15 protein-coding genes and 2 tRNA genes are annotated in these 21793 nt (G+C 61.2%); 7 read left to right on the top strand and 10 right to left on the bottom strand.

Annotation, left to right across the window (positions count from 1 at the left end; translation table 11 throughout):
• Positions 1–240: 240 nt before the first annotated feature.
• A complete protein-coding gene (locus tag J3A71_RS02610; RefSeq protein ID WP_096426843.1) occupies positions 241–828 on the top strand; it encodes a TIGR00730 family Rossman fold protein in 588 nt (195 codons plus the stop codon).
• Positions 829–956: 128 nt separating this feature from the next.
• On the opposite strand, the gene J3A71_RS02605 is transcribed toward J3A71_RS02610, so the two are convergent.
• Positions 957–3257, bottom strand: a complete 2301-nt coding sequence (locus J3A71_RS02605; protein ID WP_096426844.1) for a YgiQ family radical SAM protein — start codon at positions 3255–3257, stop codon at positions 957–959.
• Between the two features lie 1157 nt (positions 3258–4414).
• Between J3A71_RS02605 and J3A71_RS02600 the strand changes: the two genes are divergently transcribed.
• Positions 4415–6019, top strand: coding sequence for an ATP-binding cassette domain-containing protein (locus tag J3A71_RS02600; protein WP_209953627.1), 1605 nt, complete (start codon positions 4415–4417; stop codon positions 6017–6019).
• Positions 6020–6190: 171 nt separating this feature from the next.
• Here the strand turns inward: J3A71_RS02600 and dnaB are convergent, their stop codons facing one another.
• From dnaB to rpsF, 5 genes are all read right to left on the bottom strand, one after another.
• Complete coding sequence (gene dnaB, locus J3A71_RS02595) at positions 6191–7588, bottom strand: replicative DNA helicase (protein WP_023046912.1); 1398 nt, start codon at positions 7586–7588, stop codon at positions 6191–6193.
• Between the two features lie 113 nt (positions 7589–7701).
• On the bottom strand, positions 7702–8148 hold the full coding sequence (gene rplI, locus J3A71_RS02590) for a 50S ribosomal protein L9 (protein WP_012316464.1): 447 nt from the start codon (positions 8146–8148) through the stop codon (positions 7702–7704).
• 20 nt (positions 8149–8168) lie between these two features.
• Entirely contained in the window at positions 8169–9032 is an 864-nt protein-coding gene (locus J3A71_RS02585) for a hypothetical protein (protein WP_016489435.1), read from the bottom strand.
• Positions 9033–9065: 33 nt separating this feature from the next.
• Positions 9066–9296: a 30S ribosomal protein S18 gene (gene rpsR, locus J3A71_RS02580; protein WP_003249563.1), complete on the bottom strand. Its 231-nt coding sequence runs from the start codon at positions 9294–9296 to the stop codon at positions 9066–9068.
• Between the two features lie 28 nt (positions 9297–9324).
• Entirely contained in the window at positions 9325–9750 is a 426-nt protein-coding gene (gene rpsF / locus J3A71_RS02575; RefSeq protein WP_003249557.1) for a 30S ribosomal protein S6, read from the bottom strand.
• Between the two features lie 433 nt (positions 9751–10183).
• Here rpsF and J3A71_RS02570 point away from each other — a divergent pair, with 433 nt between their 5' ends.
• The gene (locus J3A71_RS02570) at positions 10184–11119 is read left to right on the top strand and encodes an IS110 family transposase (RefSeq protein ID WP_016489612.1); all 936 of its coding nucleotides are present in this window, start codon (positions 10184–10186) and stop codon (positions 11117–11119) included.
• Positions 11120–11351: 232 nt separating this feature from the next.
• Here J3A71_RS02570 and rlmB read toward each other — a convergent pair whose 3' ends face one another.
• A complete protein-coding gene (gene rlmB, locus J3A71_RS02565) occupies positions 11352–12098 on the bottom strand; it encodes a 23S rRNA (guanosine(2251)-2'-O)-methyltransferase RlmB (RefSeq protein WP_016489436.1) in 747 nt (248 codons plus the stop codon).
• Positions 12095–14680 (bottom strand): ribonuclease R, encoded by a 2586-nt coding sequence (gene rnr, locus J3A71_RS02560; protein ID WP_070086515.1) that lies wholly within the window; start codon positions 14678–14680, stop codon positions 12095–12097. The genes rlmB and rnr overlap by 4 nt, the downstream gene beginning before the upstream one ends.
• 271 nt (positions 14681–14951) lie before the next feature.
• On the opposite strand from rnr, the gene J3A71_RS02555 reads away from it, so the two are divergent.
• The 4 genes from J3A71_RS02555 (at position 14952) to J3A71_RS02540 (ending at position 17975) form a co-directional block, all read left to right on the top strand.
• Positions 14952–15038 (top strand) — tRNA-Leu (locus tag J3A71_RS02555).
• 87 nt (positions 15039–15125) lie between these two features.
• Positions 15126–15212: transfer RNA gene (locus J3A71_RS02550), tRNA-Leu, on the top strand.
• Between the two features lie 184 nt (positions 15213–15396).
• Positions 15397–16410, top strand: coding sequence for an extracellular solute-binding protein (locus tag J3A71_RS02545; protein ID WP_016489438.1), 1014 nt, complete (start codon positions 15397–15399; stop codon positions 16408–16410).
• Positions 16410–17975 (top strand): iron ABC transporter permease, encoded by a 1566-nt coding sequence (locus J3A71_RS02540; protein WP_016489439.1) that lies wholly within the window; start codon positions 16410–16412, stop codon positions 17973–17975. The genes J3A71_RS02545 and J3A71_RS02540 overlap by 1 nt, the downstream gene beginning before the upstream one ends.
• A 292-nt stretch (positions 17976–18267) precedes the next feature.
• Here the strand turns inward: J3A71_RS02540 and J3A71_RS02535 are convergent, their stop codons facing one another.
• The gene (locus J3A71_RS02535) at positions 18268–20202 is read right to left on the bottom strand and encodes a methyl-accepting chemotaxis protein (protein ID WP_096426847.1); all 1935 of its coding nucleotides are present in this window, start codon (positions 20200–20202) and stop codon (positions 18268–18270) included.
• 259 nt (positions 20203–20461) lie between these two features.
• Positions 20462–21754 (bottom strand): adenylosuccinate synthase, encoded by a 1293-nt coding sequence (locus tag J3A71_RS02530; RefSeq protein ID WP_016489441.1) that lies wholly within the window; start codon positions 21752–21754, stop codon positions 20462–20464.
• Positions 21755–21793: the final 39 nt, after the last annotated feature.

Genomic DNA, 21793 nt, shown 5'->3' with positions numbered 1-21793 from the left:
CAATGGATTGTATACAACCAATCTAAGAGCACATCATGCCCTTTTAATAGACGATGGGACAACCTCTCATTTAGGAGCAATACCAAATGCCCATCTCTGCATTTATCAACAGCCTGCTCGCCGCCTACGCCCATGGGGCCACCGGCGCCATCTGCGAATTCTCCCGCCCGGAATGAACGCGGCCTTGGAAGCGGCGGGCGTGCGCCGTACCCTGTTCACCTGAGTGACAGGAGATGAGCAATGCCCGTACGTTCCGTTTGTGTGTTCTGCGGCGCCAGCATCGGCGCCAACCCTGCCTACCGTGATGCTGCCATCGCGCTTGGCCAGGCCATCGCGCGTCGCGGCCTGACCCTGGTCTATGGCGGCGGTGCGGTCGGCCTGATGGGCACCGTTGCCGACGCGGCCATGGCGGCCGGTGGCGAAGTGATCGGGATCATCCCCGAAAGCCTGATGAACGCCGAAATCGGCCACAAGGGCCTCAGCCGCCTGGAAGTGGTCGACGGCATGCACGCACGCAAGGCACGCATGGCCGAGCTGAGCGATGCCTTCATCGCCCTGCCGGGCGGGCTGGGTACGCTGGAAGAATTGTTCGAAGTCTGGACCTGGGGGCAACTGGGCTATCACGCCAAGCCGCTGGGGCTGCTGGATGTGAACGGCTTCTATGCGAAGCTGGGCGGGTTCCTCGACCATATCGTCGAAGAAGGCTTTGTGCGGCCGCAACATCGGGCGATGTTGCTGCTGGGGCAAAAGCCAGACGCGCTGCTGGACGGGATGGACAGCTTTGTGGCGCCGGTGGTGCCGAAGTGGGTCGACAAGCAGCCTGATTAAAGCTGAGATTTTTGGGACCGCTTTGCGGTCCTTTCGCGGCACAAGGCCGCTCCTACAGGGAATCGCGGTTTCTTGTAGGAGCGGCCTTGTGCCGCGAAAGGGCTGCAAAGCAGCCCCAAATAGATCAATCAGCGCGGAATAACGGGCTGACGCGGCTTCTTGTTGCCCTTGCCGCCCTTGGCTGCTTCCTTGCGTTCCTTGGCCGCCTGCTGGTTACGCGCAAACGCCTCGGCCTTGGCCTTCTCACGCTTGTCCCACGGCTTGCTGCCATCGCTGGCACGCGGTGGCAGGCCGGTGTGCTGGGTCAGGATCTTCTGCTCCTTGCCCACCTTGTGGCTGCCCGCTGGCGTCGAGTTCTTGCGACGCGCGCTCTGGTACGTGTCGGATTGCGGCTGGTGCAGCGGGATCAGCTGGTGCTTGCCCGGCCCAATCAGGTCGGCGCGGCCCATACGCTCCAGCGCTTCACGCAGCATCGGCCAGCCCTTCGGGTCGTGGTAGCGCAAGAACGCCTTGTGCAGGCGGCGTTGCTCGTCGCTCTTGACGATCTCCACCCCTTCACTCTTGTAGGTCACCTTGCGCAGCGGGTTCTTGCCCGAGTGGTACATGGCCGTGGCCGAGGCCATCGGCGACGGGTAGAACGCCTGCACCTGGTCGGCGCGGAAGCCGTTGCCCTTCAGCCACAAGGCCAGGTTCATCATGTCTTCGTCGGTGGTGCCCGGGTGCGCGGCGATGAAGTACGGGATCAGGTACTGCTCCTTGCCCGCCTCTTTCGAGTATTTCTCGAACATACGCTTGAAGCGGTCGTACGAGCCGATGCCCGGCTTCATCATCTTGTCCAGCGGGCCACGCTCGGTGTGCTCCGGGGCAATCTTCAGGTAGCCGCCAACGTGGTGGGTAACCAGTTCCTTGACGTACTCTGGCGACTCCACGGCCAGGTCATAGCGCAGGCCCGAGGCGATCAGGATCTTCTTCACACCTGGCAAGGCACGGGCCTTGCGGTACAGCTCGATCAGCGAGCTGTGGTCGGTGTTGAGGTTTTCGCAGATACCCGGGAACACGCACGACGGCTTGCGGCAGTGCTTCTCGATTTCATGACTCTTGCAGGCGATGCGGTACATGTTGGCGGTCGGCCCGCCAAGGTCGGAGACCACGCCGGTGAAGCCCGGCACCTTGTCGCGCATTTCTTCGATCTCGTGCAGGATCGACTCGTGCGAGCGGTTCTGGATGATGCGGCCTTCGTGCTCGGTGATCGAGCAGAAGGTGCAGCCACCGAAGCAGCCACGCATGATGTTCACCGAGAAACGGATCATCTCGTAGGCCGGGATGCGCTCCTTGCCATAGGCCGGGTGCGGGACACGGGCGTAAGGCATGCCGAACACGTAGTCCATTTCTTCGGTGGTCATGGGGATGGGTGGCGGGTTGAACCACACATCCACTTCGCCATGCTTCTGCACCAGGGCGCGGGCGTTGCCCGGGTTGGTCTCCAGGTGCAGCACGCGGTTGGCGTGAGCATAGAGCACCGGGTCGTTACGTACCTTTTCGAACGATGGCAGGCGGATCACCGACTTTTCCCGGGTCACGGCCGGGCTGTCGAGAATCTGTACCACCTTGGCTTCGTTCGGGTCTTCCTGGTCGCCCTTGGCCTGCTCGATGGCGCAGGCCTGGGTGTCCTGGGTGTTGACGTACGGGTTGATGATCTTGTCGACGCGGCCTGGGCGGTCGATGCGGGTGGAGTCGATCTCGTACCAGCCCTGCGGGGTATCACGGCGCACGAACGCGGTGCCGCGGATGTCAGTGATGCTCTCGATCGTCTCGCCACTGGCCAGGCGCTGAGCCACTTCCACCACCGCACGCTCGGCGTTGCCGAAGAGCAGGATGTCGGCGCTGGCGTCGATCAGGATCGAATGGCGGACCTTGTCCTGCCAGTAGTCGTAGTGGGCGATGCGGCGCAGCGAAGCCTCGATGCCGCCGAGTACGATCGGCACATGCTTGTAGGCTTCCTTGCAGCGCTGGCTGTACACCAGGCTGGCGCGGTCCGGTCGGCTGCCGGCCAGGCCACCAGGGGTGTAGGCGTCGTCGGAACGGATCTTCTTGTCGGCGGTGTAGCGGTTGATCATGGAGTCCATGTTGCCTGCGGCCACGCCGAAGAACAGGTTCGGCTCGCCAAGCTTCATGAAGTCGTCTTTCGACTGCCAGTTTGGCTGGGAAATGATGCCCACGCGAAAGCCCTGGGCTTCCAGCAGACGGCCGATGATGGCCATGCCGAACGACGGATGGTCGACGTAGGCGTCCCCGGTCACGATGATGATGTCGCAGGAATCCCAGCCGAGCAGATCCATCTCCTCCCTGCTCATCGGCAGGAAAGGTGCTGGCCCGAAGCATTCGGCCCAGTACTTGGGATAGTCGTAGAGTGGTTTGGCTGCTTGCATGTCAGTGACCGGTTCTGGTGTGCAGGGAAATCGCGGGCGCGGAATATAGCACAAATTTTGACCAAATCCGACTGTCTTCGTGGGGATTGGTGGGTTGGGCGACGGTTGGGTGTAGGCTGCCAGGTGCTGGGCTTGGGGCTTGTGATGAGGTCGCCAAGTGTTCGCCGCAGCAGTTTCAGCGCCTGTGAGATCGAGCGCCGCCCGCGCGGCGCTTCGCGGGGCAAGCCCGCTCCCACATTTGTTTCGGGCCAGTTATGCCTGAGCAATAGCCGCGCGCACCCCGGGTGCATGGCTGAAGATTGATTAAGAGCAGCGATGCAACCTTCAATATCGAAGGAAACAAACAAAGCGGGCAGCGGTGGACTCACAGAAGGGGCTGGCCCGAAAAAGATGTGGGAGCGAGCTTGCCCCGCGAAGCGCCGCGCGGGCGGCGCTCGATCTCATAGGCGCTGAAACTGCTGTGGCGAACACCTGTCAGCCCTCATGCGTCGCGGGCACGCCCGCTCCCACAGGTACTGTGCAAGCCTGAAAGCTGTGGTGTCTTGTGGGAGCGGGTTCACCCGCGAAAGGGCCCGGCCAGACGCACTATCAATCAAGCCTTACGGTGGGCATTCGGCCTGAATAGAGCTGTGTTCAAGGAGTGGGGATCGAGGGGTGGATCGGGGATAATTTTCAGCATGCTACAGCTCTCTGTAGATTCACACAGAGCCGCACTCATGACTTGCAGTGTGATGGGTGGCGGCCACGTACGGGTCTGCAAGACCGGACAGAGAACGAAAACCTCCCGCACGCAGCCACCATCAAGCGAGCCCGATGGCGCGTGCCATTGGCTTGCGGTGAACAACATTCGTTCCTGATCGGGCTTGTAGGCCCGGTCGCTGTTTTTACAACGACAGGGCCAGACTAGGCCGCCCAGAAAAACCACCGCAATGGTGTAAAGGCCGTAGGAAGCTATTTCAGAAATGGCCTACGCGCAACGGGAAAAATCTGATCATGTCCTGCCAAACAGCGCCAGCCGGATACATTTCCAAACTCTTGGCAGGCAGACAACCAGCCGGACTTGTTGAAAGATACGCCCTTCCAGCAACACACCATTCCACAGCCTCTCTAGCCAATCAGGCCCGGCATCCACCTCCTGCAGAACGCACGCAAGGCATATGCATATCTATCGAGGAATCATCGCAGCTCTGAGCGCAACACTAGTGTTGAAAGTCGCGACCGTCGTACCAGCCCTGATCCTGGCTGACATTATCGACAACCTGTCCACATCGGCCTCGTCTTCATTCATTCTGCTCGGTGCCTTCATATGCCTTGTCGCGCTACAAGCCTCGTTGACCCCTTTGCAAGCCTGGTGCCTGGCGCGGCTCTGCCAAGAGCGCGTGAAGCAGCTTTCGATGCGCTGGTGCCGAGGGTTGCTGGACAAACGCTTCGAGGCTTATGGACAACTCCATGGCGGGACCTTGGTAAAGGTACTGGATAGAGGAATAACGGCCCAGGAACGATGGCTAGGCTTTCTGATTGGCTCAGCATGGCCGGTACTGGCCGAAGCGGTGGTGCTGGTCACACTGTTCGCATACCTCGGGGCTACTTCGGTATTAATCGGCCTCATCCCCTTGAGCTTGGCATATCTATGGGCCAACGATCGCCTGGTACGCTGGCGTAGGCCTCATATCGAGGCCGTAAACTCGCGAGAGGATGAACTGGCGGAACAATGGGTGGATACCTTCGCCAGCGCGGCAACGGTCAAACTGGAAAGGGCTGAGGATGCGGCAATGCTCCCGGTCAACCAGACACTCTCGGACTATGCCGATTCAGCAGTGCGGGTAGCCCGCAGCGGGGGTTGGCTTCAGGGCTTGCGTACCCTGTTCATTGGCCTGGGCAGTGGTGGTTTGCTGTTGTGGGGCATCCATGATCAATCCCAGGCAACGCCGCATCTGAGCCTGGGCGAGCTTGTTGCCCTCATTACGCTGGTGACTGGGTTGCTCGCAAGCGTTGCACAACTGGCGGAAGCCTGGCGGGTACTCGACCAGTTCCGGCTCGACAAACGCAAGCTCGAACACTGGCTCCAACTCCCAGTGTTCGGCCCGACAGACTCCATGGAGGCAGAGCCCTTGGATGAAAACGCAGGGCTTCGCATCACCCCCTGCCAACTCAGCGCTCGAAATACGCTGCAACTGCTGATCAATGAGCCCTTGGTAATACGGGCAGGAGAACGAGTCGCGCTGGTTGGGCCCAGCGGGTGTGGTAAATCGACACTTCTGCATGCGCTCGCAGGAACGGTATTCCAGTTGCGCAAGCACGTTCACTTGTATGGCAGAAGCCTGGCTGCGCTCGAGGGGTGTGAGCAGTTCAGTCGTTTACGACTCTGCCCTCAGGATGCGCATTTCATACCCGGCCCCCTGTCCCGCGCAGTGCTGTTCGAACATGCTCATGATCGCGCTCAGATCGAACAATGGCTTGAGCGACTGGGCTTGAGCAAAGACTGGTACGAACTTGATCTGGATGCACGCGCAGAATCCATTTCGGGTGGCGAGGCGCGCAGGCTGACGTTGCTGCGGGTACTTAACCAGCCTGGCGATTTCAATTTCTTTGACGAGCCTACAAGCGGCCTAGATGCCGGATCGGCAGAGCAGACCTGGGATCTGCTGTTCGAAACACTCCACGGGAAGGGGCTGATCTGCGTTACTCATGATCAAAGTGCCCTGTCGCGATTTGATCGGGTAATCACGATGAGCGAAGGGCGGATTGTCAGTCAGTGCTAAAAGCCACGTTTCTTTAATCGGGGCCGCTTTGCGGCCCATCGCCGGCAAGCCAGACTCCCACGGGTACGGTGCAAAGCTTGAGATTTACGCCGTACCTGTGGGAGCCTGGCTTGCCGGCGATGGGCGGCGCAGCAGCACCAAAAGTCTTGAACCACTTATGACTTACTGGCGTTATTCGTCATCGTCGAAGTTGTACATGCCCGGCGCAAGGTTCTCGAAGCGGGTGTACTTGCCGATAAATGCCAGGCGTACGAAACCGATAGGGCCGTTACGCTGTTTACCGATGATGATTTCCGCAATCCCCTTGTGCTCGGTCTCGGGGTGATAAACCTCGTCCCGGTACACGAACATGATCACGTCGGCGTCCTGCTCGATTGCACCCGATTCACGCAAGTCGGAGTTCACCGGGCGTTTGTTGGGGCGCTGTTCCAGGGAGCGGTTCAGCTGCGACAGGGCGATGACCGGGCAGTTGAACTCCTTGGCCAGGGCCTTGAGCGAGCGGGAGATTTCGGAAATTTCGTTGGTGCGGTTGTCACCGGAAGAGCCCGGAATCTGCATCAGCTGCAGGTAGTCGACCATGATCATGCCGATTTCGCCATGCTCACGCGCCAGACGACGCGTGCGCGCACGCATTTCCGACGGGCTGATGCCGGCAGTATCGTCGATGAACAGCTTGCGGTCGTTGAGCAGGTTGACTGCGGAGGTAAGCCGCGGCCAGTCGTCGTCGTCCAGTTGGCCTGAACGCACCTTGGTCTGGTCGATACGGCCCAACGACGACAGCATACGCATGATCAGCGATTCACCTGGCATCTCGAGGGAGAACACCAGCACCGCCTTTTCGCTGCGCAGAACGGCGTTTTCCACCAGGTTCATGGCGAAGGTGGTTTTACCCATCGACGGACGACCGGCGACAATGATCAAGTCGGCTGCCTGCAGGCCGCTGGTTTTCTCGTCCAGGTCGGTGTAGCCAGTAGAAATACCGGTGATATCACTGTCGGAGTTGAACAGCGTATCGATGCGGTCGATGGCCATGGTCAACAGCTCGTTGACGCCTACCGGGCCGCCGGTCTTTGGCCGTGCTTCGGCGATCTGGAAGATCTGCCGCTCGGCATCGTCGAGAATCTCTGCAGCGTTGCGCCCCTGCGGGTTGAACGCGTTGTCGGCGATGTCGGAACTGATGCTGATCAGCTGGCGCAGTGTGGCCCGTTCGCGAATGATCGCGGCGTAGGCCTTGATGTTGGCCACCGACGGGGTGTTCTTGGCCAGCTCGGCCAGGTAAGCCAGGCCGCCTACCTGCGAGGACAGGCCTTCCTTGTCCAACTGCTCGTGCAGGGTCACCACGTCAAATGGCTGGTTGGCATCGGCCAACTTGTGCACGGCGCGGAAGATCAGCCGGTGGTCATGCCGGTAGAAATCGCCGTCCGACACCTGGTCCAGCACCCGCTCCCAGGCCTCATTGTCCAGCATCAGGCCACCGAGCACGGCCTGTTCGGCCTCGATGGAATGCGGCGGCACCTTCAGGGCGGCGGTTTGCAGGTCAAGCTGTTCGGAGGTTGTGATCTCGTTCATGGCCACGAAAGAATTCTGGAGGATGAAAAAGACAAAGGGCACGGCCTGTATAAAACAGGACCGTGCCCGATGTTAACCGCCTGACTCGCAAGGAGCCAGCCAGTTAGCGCAGCTTAGGCAGCTACGACAACCACACGTACGGTGGCTTCAACGTCGCTGTGCAGGTGCACGGCTACGTCGTATTCGCCAACCTGACGGATGGTGCCATTCGGCAGACGAACTTCAGCCTTGGCCACTTCAACGCCGGAGGCGGTCAGGGCGTCAGCGATGTCGTGGGTGCCGATCGAACCGAACAGCTTGCCTTCGTCGCCAGCGGTGGCAGTGATGGTCACTTCCAGCTCGGCCAGTTGGGCAGCGCGGCTTTCAGCCGACGATTTACGGTCAGCAGCTGCTTTTTCCAGCTCGGCGCGACGCTCTTCGAACGCAGCCAGGTTGGCGGCGTTGGCAACGGTGGCCTTGCCGAATGGCAGCAGGAAGTTACGGCCGTAACCAGCCTTAACTTTTACTTTGTCGCCCAGGTTGCCCAGGTTAGCGACTTTTTCCAGCAGGATCAGTTCCATTTGGTAAAACCTCTTAACTTTTAACCTTCACCGTTCGCGGAGTCATTCCCCTTGGGGGACTTGCGACCGCGAAAATCAATCAGGCTGTCGACAATGGCCAAAACCACCAGCAACGGATAAATCAGCTGCATGATCAGCGGCAACGTCACGTACATGCCCACCAGCCAGAAACCGGCCAGTCGGCCCTGTGCCACCAGCCCATGCATCAAAGCGATGCCGGCCAGTACCAGTACCAGGCTCGAAGCCGATGCCAGGATGATGAACTGCGGCCCGATAAACGGAGCCACCACCATCACTGCCACCAAGACCGCCATGGTCTGTTTTGGCAGCTTCAGCGCGCGAAACTCGCGACCGAAGCCTCCAGGGTTGTACAACGCTGCCTGCCAGTAGCGCGCCAGCACCAAGGCCAGCACACTGAACAATTGCACCGTCACTGCTGTGGAGGCGACCAGCACAGGGCGGATCAGCTCACCGGAGAGTACCGGCTGCCCCTCGATTTTCGGCATGGCTTCGGCAAACGCCTTGGCCAGCACATCGAAGGTTTGGGCCAGCGCCAGATCGAGCACGAGGCTGAAAGCCACGGCGAACACGGCACTGACCAGCAACACCCGGCTCCAGGGATGCTCGGCACGCAACATGGCGGCCAGGGCCAAGGCACCCGCAATCACCAGAAAGGTGATGGGATCACCCATGACCCACACGGCCAGACCCGCCAGCAGGCCGCCGGCGATGACCGTTGTAGCATCCTTGAACCCACGCCGCAGCAGCACAAGGCTGCAGGCAGCGGCACTCAACCAGAACAGCAGCGGCAGTACCGCGCTGATGACCACCACGAGGGTGGCCTGCACACGACCGCGCATGATGAAACTTGCTAACGCTCGCATGCTAATCCCTTACTGCTTGTCGACGACCCGGTCTCAGCGGCCGTGGCTGTCGGTGTAGGGCAGCAGGGCCAGGAAGCGGGCGCGCTTGATAGCGGTAGCCAGCTGACGCTGATAACGAGCTTTGGTACCGGTGATGCGGCTTGGAACGATCTTGCCGGTTTCGGATACGTAAGCTTTCAGGGTGTTGAGATCTTTGAAGTCGATCTCTTTCACGTCTTCAGCAGTGAAGCGGCAGAATTTACGACGACGGAAGAAACGTGCCATTTAATAGGCTCCTCTAAAGGTCCGTGGATTACTCGTCAGCGTTATCGCTGGAGTCGCTGTCATTGCTGTCGTCGCCTTCGGCGGAGTCAGCATGCTCAGGACGCTCACGACGCTCACGGCGCTCGCTGCGGTTTTCTTCAGCCTTCAGCATCTCGGACTGGCCGGTAACGGCTTCGTCGCGACGGATGACCAGGTTACGGATAACGGCATCGTTGTAGCGGAAGTTGTCTTCCAGCTCGGCCAGGGCCTTGCCGGTGCACTCAACGTTCAGCATCACGTAGTGAGCCTTGTGAACATTGTTGATTGCGTAGGCCAGTTGACGACGGCCCCAGTCTTCCAGGCGGTGGATTTTGCCACCGTCTTCTTCGATCAGCTTGGTGTAACGCTCAACCATGCCGCCGACTTGCTCGCTCTGGTCCGGGTGAACCAGGAAGATGATTTCGTAATGACGCATGAATGCTCCTTACGGGTTAGTAGTCTGCCAGCGAATCTGGTCAGACAAGGAGTGAATGACACTGTATGTCTTGCACGGAGGGGAGGCACATGTGCGCCTGCCAGCTCGGCAAGGGGCGCAATTGTAGAGAAGGCGTGGCGCACAAGCAAGGTAATTGGCGAATATTTGAACAGCCTGAAACATATTCACAGGCTACCGGCCCTTTCGCGGGTAAACCCGCTTGTGTCTTGAGAGGGGATTAGAATTAGGAGTGAGAGCGGTGAATGGCAAGCTGAATGCCGAAGGTGCCTTGAGCACGTGTGGGAGCACAAGCTGCCATTCACCGTTCCACTTTGGCGAGAGCCCGAACAGTTGGATGAGGGCCTAATCTCGAACCACAAGCGTGGGCCAAGCCAAAGCTCTCTCACACTGTTAAGTCTAGGAGGTTTTGGTGATGGCTTCCTTCTTGGGTATCGATGTATCCAGTCTTTCCCTTGATGCACTGGTGCGGCCCCAGGGCATCAAGATCAGCGTGCGCAATGATCCAGCGGGCTTTGAGGAACTGGTGAAGAGCCTTCGAGGGCTCAGCATCAAGCGCGTCTTGCTGGAAGCTACAGGCGGCTACGAGCGTGATGTCATGCGCTTTCTCCAAGACGCCAGCTACAAGGTCATACGCGTAAACCCCACACGAGCCAGATCGTTCGCGGATTCCTTGGGTATCAAGGCCAAGACCGATGCCATCGACGCCGCAGTGCTGGCCCATTTCGCTGAGGTCATTCCAGACAAGCCAACCCTGAAGACAAGCCCTGAAAGGGCCCTGTTACGGGAACTCCTTCAGCAGCGTGATCGCCTAGTCCAACAGCGAGATGACGACCGGCGGCGCCTGAAGCAGGCTCAGTCAGCGATGGTCGCCATTTTCCTGAACACCAATCTCCAGCACTTTGCCTCGCAGATAAAGTTGGTGGAGCAAGCGATCAAGCAGCAGGCCACAGTGCTCAACGATGAACGGATTGCCAAATTGGACGAAGTCAAAGGCATCGGGATGGTAACCGCGACCAAGCTGGTAGCGCTCTTGCCGGAACTGGGGCATGTGGAGTCCAGGGAAATAGCCTCTTTGGTCGGTGTGGCCCCCTTCAATCACGACAGCGGAAAGTCCGTGGGCAAGCGCTTTATTTCAGGAGGCCGATTTGAGGTCAGGCGTGCGCTGTACATGGCGTGCCTGGTGGCGGTGAAACATAATCCAACGCTCAAAGCCCGATATGAAGCGCTGCGTGGGCGGGGGAAACTTGCCAAGGTTGCGATTGTGGCCTGCATGAGAATCTTCATCGTGCGCCTCAACGCGATGCTCAGATCGGGCACGCCGTGGCGGGATGACTTACCGCAGCCATGAAAACATAGCGCAGCTCAAATCAGGGTGGGAGCAGGTTTACCCGCGAAGAAGACACCGTGTGGATGGCACGGGCTTCGCCCGTGTTCGCGGGGCAAGCCCGCTCCCACAGGGATCGCGCCAGCTTTTAGAAGTTGAGCAAGACAGTTGCTCCCACAGGGCCCCCACTGCTTGTAAGCCAGTGAAAATCCTGTGGGAGCGGGCGCGCCCGCGAATGGCCCGCAACAGGGGAAGATCAGCGCTTGGCCTGACGCTGACGCACAGCCTCGAACAGGCAAACCCCGGTGGCCACCGAAACGTTCAGGCTGCTGACGCTACCGCCCATCGGCAACTTCACCAGGAAGTCGCAATGCTCGCGGGTCAGCCGGCGCATGCCTTTGCCTTCTGCGCCCATGATCATCACCAGAGGCCCGGTCAGATCTTGCTGGTAGATCTCCTGCTCAGCCTCGCCGGCGGTACCCACCACCCACAAGCCACGCTGCTGCAGCTTTTCCAGCGTGCGCGCGAGGTTGGTCACGGCCACCAGCGGAATCACCTCTGCCGCGCCGCAGGCCACCTTGCGCACAACAGGCGTAAGGGTTGCAGACTTGTCCTTGGGCACGAGCACCGCCGTGGCACCGGCCGCATCGGCGGTGCGCAGGCACGCGCCAAGGTTGTGCGGGTCGGTGACACCGTCCAGCACCAGGATCAGCGGTGGCGTTTCGGTGCGCTCAAGCAACTCCTCGAGCATCAATTCGCCCCACACCTGGCTTGGGCTCACCTCGGCGACAACACCCTGGTGAACGCCTTCGACCCAGGCATCCATCTCACGGCGCTCGGCCTGGCCAACCTGCACACGGTTTTCTGCAGCCAGCGCCAGCAGGGTCTGCAGGCGTGGCTCGCTGCGCCCTTCCGACAGCCAGATCTGCTTGACCCGCTTCGGATGGTGCTGCAGCAACGCCTGCACGGCGTGCACGCCGTAGATCTTTTCCAGCTGACTCATGACTTGCTCTTGCTCTTGCGTGGCGCACCGGACTTCGGCGGGCCTTTACGGTGCTTGGTCGGCTTGCCGGCGGGCTTGCCGCCTTTGTCCGACTTGCTGCTGGACGAGCTGCCGGTGCGGGCATCGCTCATCAGCGCCTTTTTCATTTCACGGCTTTTGCGCACTTCGGCGTTACGCTGCACGGCGTCTTTCGGGAAATACGCCTCGGAGGTTTCGCTCTTGCGGCTGCGCGGCTTCGGCGTGGCCCTGGCCTCGACCGGTGCTGGCTCGGGCTTGTCGGCTTTGTCGGCAGCCGACGCGGCGCCGCGCTGCTTGCGGCCGATTGGCGCAGCCAGCGTCTTGTCAGCCACTTCGAAGTCGATCTTGCGCTCGTCCAGGTCAACACGCATGACCTTGACTTCAATCGAGTCGCCCAGGCGGAAGCTGCGCCCGGTGCGCTCACCTGACAGACGGTGATGGACCGGATCGAAGTGGTAGTAGTCGCCCGGCAGCGCACTGACGTGCACCAGGCCTTCCACATAGATGTCGGTCAGTTCGACGAACAGGCCGAAACCGGTCACCGCAGTAATCACACCGGGGAAGGTTTCGCCCACGCGATCCTTCATGTACTCGCACTTGAGCCAGTTGACCACGTCACGGGTGGCTTCATCAGCCCGGCGCTCGGTCATCGAGCACTGCTCGCCAAGCTGCTCGAGGGTGTTCTCGTCGTATGGGTAGATGCGCGCCTTTGGAATGCTCATGGCGCCGGCACGCTTGACGTGCGGGGTATCGACCTTGGAACGGATGATGCTGCGGATGGCGCGGTGCACCAGCAGGTCAGGGTAACGGCGGATCGGCGAGGTGAAGTGGGTGTACGCCTCGTAATTCAGCCCGAAGTGGCCGTTGTTCTCGGTGCTGTACACCGCCTGGCTCAGCGAGCGCAGCATGACCGTCTGGATCAGGTGGAAATCCGGGCGCCCGGCGATGCTCGCCAGCAGGGCCTGGTAATCCTTTGGCGACGGGTCCTTGCCCTTGTGCAGGCTCAGGCCCAGCTCGCCAAGGAAGGCACGCAGTTTTTCCAGGCGCTCCGGCGGCGGGCCGTCGTGCACGCGGTACAGTGCAGGCACGCCGTGCTTTTGCAGGAACTCGGCGGTGGCCACGTTGGCCGCCAGCATGCATTCCTCGATCAGCTTGTGGGCTTCGTTACGCACGGTCGGGCGAATTTCCGCAATTTTGCGCTCATCGCCGAAGATAATGCGGGTTTCCTGGGTTTCGAAGTCGATCGCACCCCGGGTGTGACGGGCATCCAACAGCACCTTGTACAGGTTGTACAGGTTCTTCAGGTCAGGCACGACCGCCTTGTACTCCTCGCGCAGCGCCTTGCCCTCACGGGTGCGGGCGTGCTCGAGCATGCTGCTGACCTTGTTGTAGGTCAGGCGGGCGTGGGAGTGGATGACACCTTCGTAGAACTGGTAGTCGACCATCTGGCCGGCTTTGTTCATGGTCATTTCACAGACCATGGCCAAGCGGTCGACGTGCGGGTTCAGCGAGCACAGGCCGTTGGACAGCTCTTCGGGGAGCATCGGCACCACACGCTCGGGGAAGTACACCGAGTTGCCGCGCTGCTGGGCCTCGACGTCCAGGGCCGAGCCCAGGCGCACGTAGCTGGACACGTCGGCGATGGCCACATACAGGCGCCAGCCACCGGAGAACAGGCGCAGTTTGCCCAGCGGCTCGCAATAGACAGCGTCATCGAAGTCGCGGGCGTCCTCACCGTCGATGGTGACGAATGGCAAATGACGCAGGTCGACACGCTTCTCTTTGTCTTTCTCTTCGACTTCAGAGCGGAACTTGCGCGCTTCCTTGACCACATCATCGGGCCAGACATGCGGGATGTCGTAGCTACGCAAGGCAACGTCGATTTCCATGCCCGGCGCCATGTAGTTGCCGATGACTTCTACCACATCGCCTTGCGGCTGAAAGCGCGGCGTTGGCCAGTGGGTGATCTTGATCTCGACGAACTGGCCGATCTTGGCACCACCGTTACGCCCGGCGGTCACCAGCACTTCTTGCTGGATCTTCGGGTTGTCCGGGGTTACGTAGCCGATGCCGCCTTCTTCAAAGTAACGGCCGACCACGCTTTCGTGGGCACGGGAGATGACCTCGACGATCACGCCTTCACGGCGCCCACGGCGGTCGGTACCCGACACGCGCGCCAGTGCGCGGTCGCCATCGAAGGCCAGGCGCATTTGCGACGGGCTGAGGAACAGGTCATCGCTGCCATCATCGGGGATGAGGAAACCAAACCCATCGCGGTGGCCGGAGATACGGCCGCAGATCAGGTCGAGCTTATCCACCGGGGCATAAGTGCCGCGCCGGGTATAGATAAGCTGGCCGTCGCGCTCCATGGCACGCAGACGGCGACGGAGGGCTTCGATCTGGTCTTCTTCATACAGACCAAACTCTTTCGCCAGTTCCTCGCGCGCAGCGGGCTCGCCACGGTCGGCAAGGCGTTGCAGGATCAGCTCACGGCTGGGAATGGGGTTGTCATATTTTTCCGCTTCGCGAGCGGCCTCGGGATCGAGGGATTGCCAATCGGCCATCAGAAGGGGTTCACCTTGGGGTATATAGATATGAATTCTGGCATAGGCCTATTGAAACCGGAAATGTCTGCCTTGGACAGCCCCCACTGCTGTGCATCCAGAGCAGTAATAGGCCTGTGGAATCAACAAGTTGAATTTTTGAAATTTTTTTTGATTGGGGGGTTTACAGCCTTGGGGAGCGTCCGTATAGTGCGCACCACAACGACGGACAACCCCAACGTTGTAGTAGAGATGAACGGCGCTGTAAAGCATCTTTTAATCTCGAATGTGTGCCCAGGTGGCGGAATTGGTAGACGCGCTGGTTTCAGGTATCAGTGACCGCAAGGTCGTGGAAGTTCGAGTCTTCTCCTGGGCACCAAATATTTTCAAGTAACAGATGACCAAGGATCTGTTACTACTGTGTGAAGCGAACGATAGTCGCCTTCTACAGATGATGCAAAGCTTTGCCCAGGTGGCGGAATTGGTAGACGCGCTGGTTTCAGGTATCAGTGACCGCAAGGTCGTGGAAGTTCGAGTCTTCTCCTGGGCACCATACAAAAACCCACTAGCTTGCTAGTGGGTTTTTTCTTGCCTGCGTTTTTTGCCCCCACCCTCCCCGCGCACTCCCCGTCCTGCACCATGGTCTGCCCATGAATTTCTCGTCACCCGGCCACTTGAGAAACAATTTCGTTTACCATTGTTTCCAAATATGTAGCCGTAAGCGAGGAAGTACCCGCATGACGATCCGCCCGCAACTGCTGATGCGTACTCTGGCCGCCGCCGTGCTGAGCCTGGTCATCGGCGCTCCGGCCGCCATGGCAGACGCACCGGTCACCCTGACCATGTACAACGGTCAGCATAAGGAAATCGGCGAAGCCATCGCCAAGGCCTACGAGGCCAAGACCGGCATTCACATCAATATCCGCAAAGGCAGCAGCAACCAGCTGGCCAGCCAGATAATCGAGGAAGGCGACCGCTCGCCAGCCGACATCATCTATACCGAAGAGTCGCCGCCGCTGAACAACCTGGGCGAGCTGGGCTTGCTGGCGAAGATCGACGACGCCACCGCAAACATGGTGCCCAAGGAATACGTTGGCGCCAACGGTACGTGGATGGGCATCACGGCCCGTACGCGCATCGTGGTGTACAACCCGAAGAAGGTCGACGAAAAAGACCTGCCTACCACAGTGATGGACTTTGCCAACCCTGAGTGGGAAGGCCGCGTCGGCTATGTGCCTACCAGTGGTGCATTCCAGGAACAGGCTGTGGCCATCCTGAAAATGCACGGTCGTGAAGCCACCGAGGAATGGCTGACCGGCCTGAAAGCCTTCGGCAAGACCTACACCAACAACATGGTCGCCCTCAAAGCCGTGGAAAAAGGCGAAGTGGCTGCGGTACTGGTAAACAACTACTACTGGTACGCGCTTGAACGCGAACGCGGCAAACTGGACACCAAACTCTACTACCTGGCCGACGGTGACGCCGGCAACCTGGTCACCATCTCCGGCGCAGCCGTGGTGAAGGCCAGCAAGCACCCGAAAGAGACCCAGGCCCTGCTCAACTGGATGGCCAGCGAAGAAGGCCAGCGCGTCATCACCCAGACCACCGCCGAGTACCCGCTGCACAAGGGCATGGTTTCTGACCGCGGCCTGAAGCCGTTCGACGAGCTGCGCCCGCCGAAGATCTCGCCGGCCGACCTGGGTAACGCCGAGGAAGCCATCGAGCTTGAGCGCGAGGTCGGCCTGCTCTGATGACTGCCGCCCTGTCTGCACCGGCGCCGGTGCGCTTTGTACCGCGCCGCAAGCGCCCCTCCATCTGGGTCGTGCTGCCTGTGCTGTTCCTGGTCGCGATGAGCCTGCTGCCCCTGGCTTATGTCGCCATCAAAGCCTGGGAAGCCGGCTGGCGCGAAGCCTTGCACCTGCTGTGGCGCCCCTTTGTCTGGGGGCTGATGCGCAACACCCTGTTGCTGATGGTCGGGGTGACGCTGACCTGCATGGTGGTCGGCCTGGCGCTGGCCTGGCTGCTGGAGCGCAGCAACCTGGCAGGTCGTCGACTGTGGGGCGTGGTGTTGTGCCTGCCGTTCGCCGTGCCGTCGTTCGTCAGCAGCTTCACCTGGGTGTCGCTGAGTTCGGACTTCGAAGGCCTCGGCGGGGCGATCATGGTCATGGCCCTGTCCAAGTACCCGCTGGTGTTTCTGCCGGTGGCCGCAACCCTGCGTAACCTCGATACCTCGCTGGAAGAGTCGGCGCGCACCCTGGGTTGCAGCCGCTGGGGCGTGTTCAGCAAGGTCACCCTGCCACTGCTGTGGCCGTCGATGCTCGGTGGCGCGCTGCTGATTGCCCTGCACATGCTGGTGGAGTTCGGCGCGCTGTCGATCCTCGGCCTGCAGACGTTCACCACCGCCATCTACCAACAGTTCGAACTGGAGTTCAGCAATGCCAACGCGGCCATGCTGTCTGCCGTGCTGCTGGCAATGTGCCTGGTGATGCTGTGGCTGGAACTGCGCGTACGCGGCAAAGCCCGCCATGTACGCATCGGCCAGGGCGTAGCGCGGCGGGCGCAACCGGTGCGGCTGCGCGGCTGGGCGGTGCTGGCGCAGCTGTTCTGCGTGGGCCTGGCGGTGCTGGGCAGCGGTATTCCACTGGCCATGCTCGGCTACTGGCTCAGCGTGGGTTCGTCGGCAGCGTTCCCGGTGGCGGCTATCTCCAAGGCTCTGTTTACTTCGCTGTCGGTGTCGCTTGGCGGTGCTGGCTTCTGCGTGTTGTTGGCCCTGCCGATCAGCTTCCTGGTGGTGCGCTACAAGGGTCGCCTGGCGATCTGGGCCGAGCGCCTGCCTTACCTGCTGCACGCCCTGCCCGGCCTGGTGATTGCCCTGACCCTGGTGTTCTTCGCCCTGCACTACGTGCCGGCGCTGTACCAGACCACGGCACTGCTGCTGCTGGCCTATGCGCTGCTGTTTTTGCCACTGGCGCAGTCGCCAGTGCGCACCGCGCTGAACAAGGCTTCGCCAACGCTGGAGGAAGCTGCACGCACACTGGGCGCGAGCAGCTTTACTGCGTTCTGCCGGGTGACGCTGCCGATCATCTTCCCGGCCATGGCGGCGGCTTTCGCGCTGGTATTCCTGGATGCCATGAAGGAGCTGACGGCCACGCTGCTGCTCAGCCCCACGGGCATGACCACATTGGCCACCGAGGTGTGGGCGCATACGGCCAACGTCGAGTTCGCGGCAGCGGCGCCTTATGCGGCACTGCTGATCGTGGTTTCGGGGCTGCCGGTGTATTTGCTGACTACGCGGATGTACCTGAACAAGGCTTGAATGGTCCACCTCGATTGCTGTGCCGTTGCGTATATCGAGCGCCGCCCGCGCGGCGCATCGCGAGCTGTCGCTCGCTCCTACGTTTGTTTCGGGCCAATGATTCCTGTTGGATTTGCGCGCGAACGCCTTGGCGCACGGCTCGATTTCGCGTCGTACGAACAAAGCGGTCGCGCGCGCCTGTCACAAGCGTAACTGGCCCGAAACAAACGTAGGAGCGAGCGACAGCTCGCGATGCGCCGCGCGGGCGGCGCTCGATCTCACAGGCGCCGAAAACCTCACGACCGCCTCCATCTCAAGCTCTAAACTGCCCCAGGCTTGCCCGTAGCTGCGCGGCGAGGTCATCCAGCACCTTGCTGCTGGCCGTGGTCTGGATCACCACTTCGGCCGAGCGCTCAGCCTGGGCATGGATAGTCTCCACCCGCCCCCGCACGGCCTGCGCCCCGCTCGCCTGCTGCTCAGCTGCCCGGGTGGCCAGGCCAATGGCCGCATGCACCTGCTCCACCGCCGCCTGCACCGACTGCTGCCGGCGCTCGTTATCACGCAGTACCAGCAGCCCTTCGCTGGCCTTGAGCCCGGCCTGGCTGATGGTCGCCACGGCTTCCTTGGCGCCCTTCTGCAGCGCCGCGATGTGCGACTGGATATCCCCTGTGGAGCTCTGCGTCTTGCTCGCCAGCGCCCGCACCTCATCGGCCACCACGGCAAACCCGCGCCCGGTCTCACCTGCCCGGGCGGCCTCGATGGCCGCGTTCAGCGCCAGCAGGTTGGTCTGCTCGGCAATGCCGTGGATCACCGTCAGCACCACTTCGATCTGCTCGCTTTGCTTGGCCAGGCGCTCGATCACCTGGGAGCCGGTCTCTACCTGGCCTGCCAGGTTCTCGATCAATCCCGCGAGCTGGGTCGAGGTGCGGCTGTTTTCGTCGGTGGCCTGGCGGATATCCACCACCTGTTTCAAGGCCGCCTGCATCGCATGGCTTTCGGCCTGGGCTTCATCGGCCATGCTCGAAAGGTCGCGCAGGCTGGCTGCCACTTCATCGCGTTGCAATGCGGCGGCAGCATCCGCGCCGGCGTTGCGCTGGGCCATCGCGCCAATCTCGACACCGGTACGCTGGGCCACCTCGCCCGCCTCACGCACGATCGGTTGCAACTTGTCGACAAAGCGGTTCACCGCCGAAGCCATGTCGCCAATTTCGTCGCGGCTGTCGAGCGGCACGCGCTTGGTCAGGTCGCCTTCGCCCGCCGCCAGGTCGTCCAGGGCAGCAATCAACAGGCGCAGCTTGCTCAGCACTCGGCGGCCAAGCACCACGGCCACCACCAGCAGCACGCCGAGACCAACGAGCACCAGACCCAGGCCAATGCGCCAGCGCAGCTCGGCGGCGGCATCACGCACGGTCTGCGCGGTATTGGCCTGCATTGCTGCAGCACTGCCTTGCGCCTTTTCCAGGCGCTCGCGCAGGGTCTTGCCGCTGTCGGCGGCAGCGCCCACCAGGCTGTCTGCAACCAGTTGCTCACCGCTGGCAATCAGCGCCGTGAAACGCTGATCCAGGGCCTTGAGCTCCTGGTCGATAGCGGCCGTAGAAACACCCATCACCACCTTGCCGATTTCCGCCCCATTAGGGTTGATCGAGGCTTCGACAAAGTACACCGCCGGGTCGCGCCGGGCGGCATCGATCACCTTGTCCAGCGCACGCTCGCCCTGGCCCTTGTCCATCAACGCCTGGTTGATCGGGTTTTGCCGGTTCAGGTAGCGGGTCAGGTGCTGGCCTTGGGCATCGTCGTACACCACGAACAGCACGTTGGGGTTACGCTGGGCACGCCGGGCAAAGTCAGAGAGCACTGGCACGTCGTTGTCCCAGATCGCCCGCGGGGCCACCGAAGCCAGCAGCTCGGCCATGTCGTTGGCAGAGTCCTTCAGGTTCTTTTCCAGGGTGCTGCGCAGTTGCTGCTGTTCGCTTTGCAGGCGCTCCGACAACCCGGCGCTCAGGCGCTGGCGGGTGCTGCTGGACAGGCTGTCCAGGCCCGAGCGCACGTCTTGCCCGGCTTGCTCCAGGTCGTTGGCCAGCTGGCGGCTGTCGTTGCCCAGGCGTTCGCCAAGGTCGGCTTCCAGGGCGGTGACCGTGCTTCGGGTGAGCGCAACGGCAACCAGCACCTGCACCAAAAGAGCGATACCAAGGGCAACAAACACAGGCCGCAAAAGGCGGCTTCGTAACAGTGAGAGGATGGCAGACACGGTGTAACCCTCGTGTTTACTGGCGCCACTATTTTGATGGCATCTACAGAAACTTCTTACAGCAAGGGTTGTGCCGAAGGCAGCAGGGATAAACGCCAAGTTTCAGGAAGAGGGTTGCCTGTACCGGCCTATCCCGAGATCTGTGGAGATGCTGTGGGAGCTGGCTTGCCGGCGATAGGGCCAGTGCAGGCATACCCCACAAATGAAAACGCCGCGGCCCCTTTCAGGGCCACGGCGTCAGATCAGCCTGGAGGGCAGATCAGGCGAACGGGTGACGCAGCACGATGGTCTCGTTGCGGTCCGGGCCGGTCGAAATGATGTCGATCGGCGCGCCAACCAGCTCTTCGATGCGCTTGATGTAGTCACGCGCAGCTTGCGGCAGCTCTTCCAGGGTTTTTGCACCCAGGGTCGACTCACTCCAGCCTGGCATCTCTTCGTACACCGGCTCCAGGCCGATGTAGCTGTCGGCATCGGAAGGCGCGTCGATGACAGCACCGTTCTCGTTCTTGTAGCCAACGCAGATGTTGATGGTTTCCAGGCCGTCCAGCACGTCCAGCTTGGTCAGGCAGATGCCCGAGATGCTGTTGACGTCGATGGCGCGACGCAGGATCACAGCGTCGAACCAACCGCAACGGCGAGCGCGGCCGGTGGTGGAACCGAACTCGTGGCCACGCTTGGCCAGGGTAGCGCCGGTCTCGTCGAACAGTTCGGTCGGGAACGGACCGGAGCCTACGCGAGTGGTGTACGCCTTGGTGATACCCAGGATGTAGTCCAGGTACATCGGGCCAACGCCGGAACCGGTGGAAATACCGCCAGCGGTGGTGTTGGAGCTGGTGACGTACGGGTAGGTACCGTGGTCGATGTCCAGCAGCGAGCCTTGGGCACCTTCGAACATGATGTCCTTGCCGGCGCGACGCAGGTTGTGCAGCTCGGCGGTGACGTCGAGCATCATCGGCTTGAGCTGTTCAGCGTAGGCCATGCACTCGTCCAGGGTTTGCTGGAAATCGATGGCCGGCTCTTTGTAGTAGTTCACCAGCTGGAAGTTGTGGTAGTCCAGCAACTCACCCAGCTTGGCAGCGAAACGCTCGCGGTGGAACAGGTCACCCACGCGCAGGCCGCGGCGCGCGACCTTGTCTTCGTAGGCTGGGCCGATACCACGGCCGGTGGTGCCGATCTTGGCTTCGCCACGGGCTTTTTCGCGGGCCTGGTCCAGGGCCACGTGGTACGACAGGATCAGCGGCGCAGCCGGGGAGATGCGCAGGCGCTCGCGCACCGGTACGCCTTTTTCTTCCAGCTTGGTGATTTCGCGCATCAGGGCGTCCGGGGCAACGACCACGCCGTTGCCGATCAGGCACTGTACGCCTTCACGCAGGATGCCGGACGGAATCAGGTGCAGAACGGTCTTTTCACCGTTGATCACCAAGGTGTGACCCGCGTTGTGGCCCCCCTGGTAGCGCACTACGGCGGCAGCATGTTCGGTCAGCAGATCGACGATCTTGCCTTTGCCCTCATCACCCCACTGGGTGCCCAGGACGACGACATTCTTACCCATTACATTGGTCCTCATTCACGCAAACTTGGTTGCCGGCCT

It is taken from the genome of Pseudomonas sp. PvP089 (assembly GCF_017875165.1).
Lineage (GTDB): Bacteria > Pseudomonadota > Gammaproteobacteria > Pseudomonadales > Pseudomonadaceae > Aquipseudomonas > Aquipseudomonas fortuita.
Note: the sequence above shows the minus strand (reverse complement) of the source record. Positions and strands in the feature narration are given on the sequence as shown.

What these genes read in the sequence shown, in the direction of transcription:
- rplI (WP_012316464.1), bottom strand. Translation starts at nt 8,148, where the DNA reads ATGGAACTGATCCTGCTGGAAAAAGTCGCTAACCTGGGCAACCTGGGC.
- J3A71_RS02540 (WP_016489439.1), top strand. Translation starts at nt 16,410, where the DNA reads ATGACTGCCGCCCTGTCTGCACCGGCGCCGGTGCGCTTTGTACCGCGC.
- J3A71_RS02605 (WP_096426844.1), bottom strand. Translation starts at nt 3,257, where the DNA reads ATGCAAGCAGCCAAACCACTCTACGACTATCCCAAGTACTGGGCCGAA.
- rpsR (WP_003249563.1), bottom strand. Translation starts at nt 9,296, where the DNA reads ATGGCACGTTTCTTCCGTCGTCGTAAATTCTGCCGCTTCACTGCTGAA.
- J3A71_RS02600 (WP_209953627.1), top strand. Translation starts at nt 4,415, where the DNA reads ATGCATATCTATCGAGGAATCATCGCAGCTCTGAGCGCAACACTAGTG.
- J3A71_RS02545 (WP_016489438.1), top strand. Translation starts at nt 15,397, where the DNA reads ATGACGATCCGCCCGCAACTGCTGATGCGTACTCTGGCCGCCGCCGTG.
- rlmB (WP_016489436.1), bottom strand. Translation starts at nt 12,098, where the DNA reads ATGAGTCAGCTGGAAAAGATCTACGGCGTGCACGCCGTGCAGGCGTTG.
- J3A71_RS02585 (WP_016489435.1), bottom strand. Translation starts at nt 9,032, where the DNA reads ATGCGAGCGTTAGCAAGTTTCATCATGCGCGGTCGTGTGCAGGCCACC.
- dnaB (WP_023046912.1), bottom strand. Translation starts at nt 7,588, where the DNA reads ATGAACGAGATCACAACCTCCGAACAGCTTGACCTGCAAACCGCCGCC.
- J3A71_RS02610 (WP_096426843.1), top strand. Translation starts at nt 241, where the DNA reads ATGCCCGTACGTTCCGTTTGTGTGTTCTGCGGCGCCAGCATCGGCGCC.
- rpsF (WP_003249557.1), bottom strand. Translation starts at nt 9,750, where the DNA reads ATGCGTCATTACGAAATCATCTTCCTGGTTCACCCGGACCAGAGCGAG.
- J3A71_RS02570 (WP_016489612.1), top strand. Translation starts at nt 10,184, where the DNA reads ATGGCTTCCTTCTTGGGTATCGATGTATCCAGTCTTTCCCTTGATGCA.
- J3A71_RS02530 (WP_016489441.1), bottom strand. Translation starts at nt 21,754, where the DNA reads ATGGGTAAGAATGTCGTCGTCCTGGGCACCCAGTGGGGTGATGAGGGC.
- rnr (WP_070086515.1), bottom strand. Translation starts at nt 14,680, where the DNA reads ATGGCCGATTGGCAATCCCTCGATCCCGAGGCCGCTCGCGAAGCGGAA.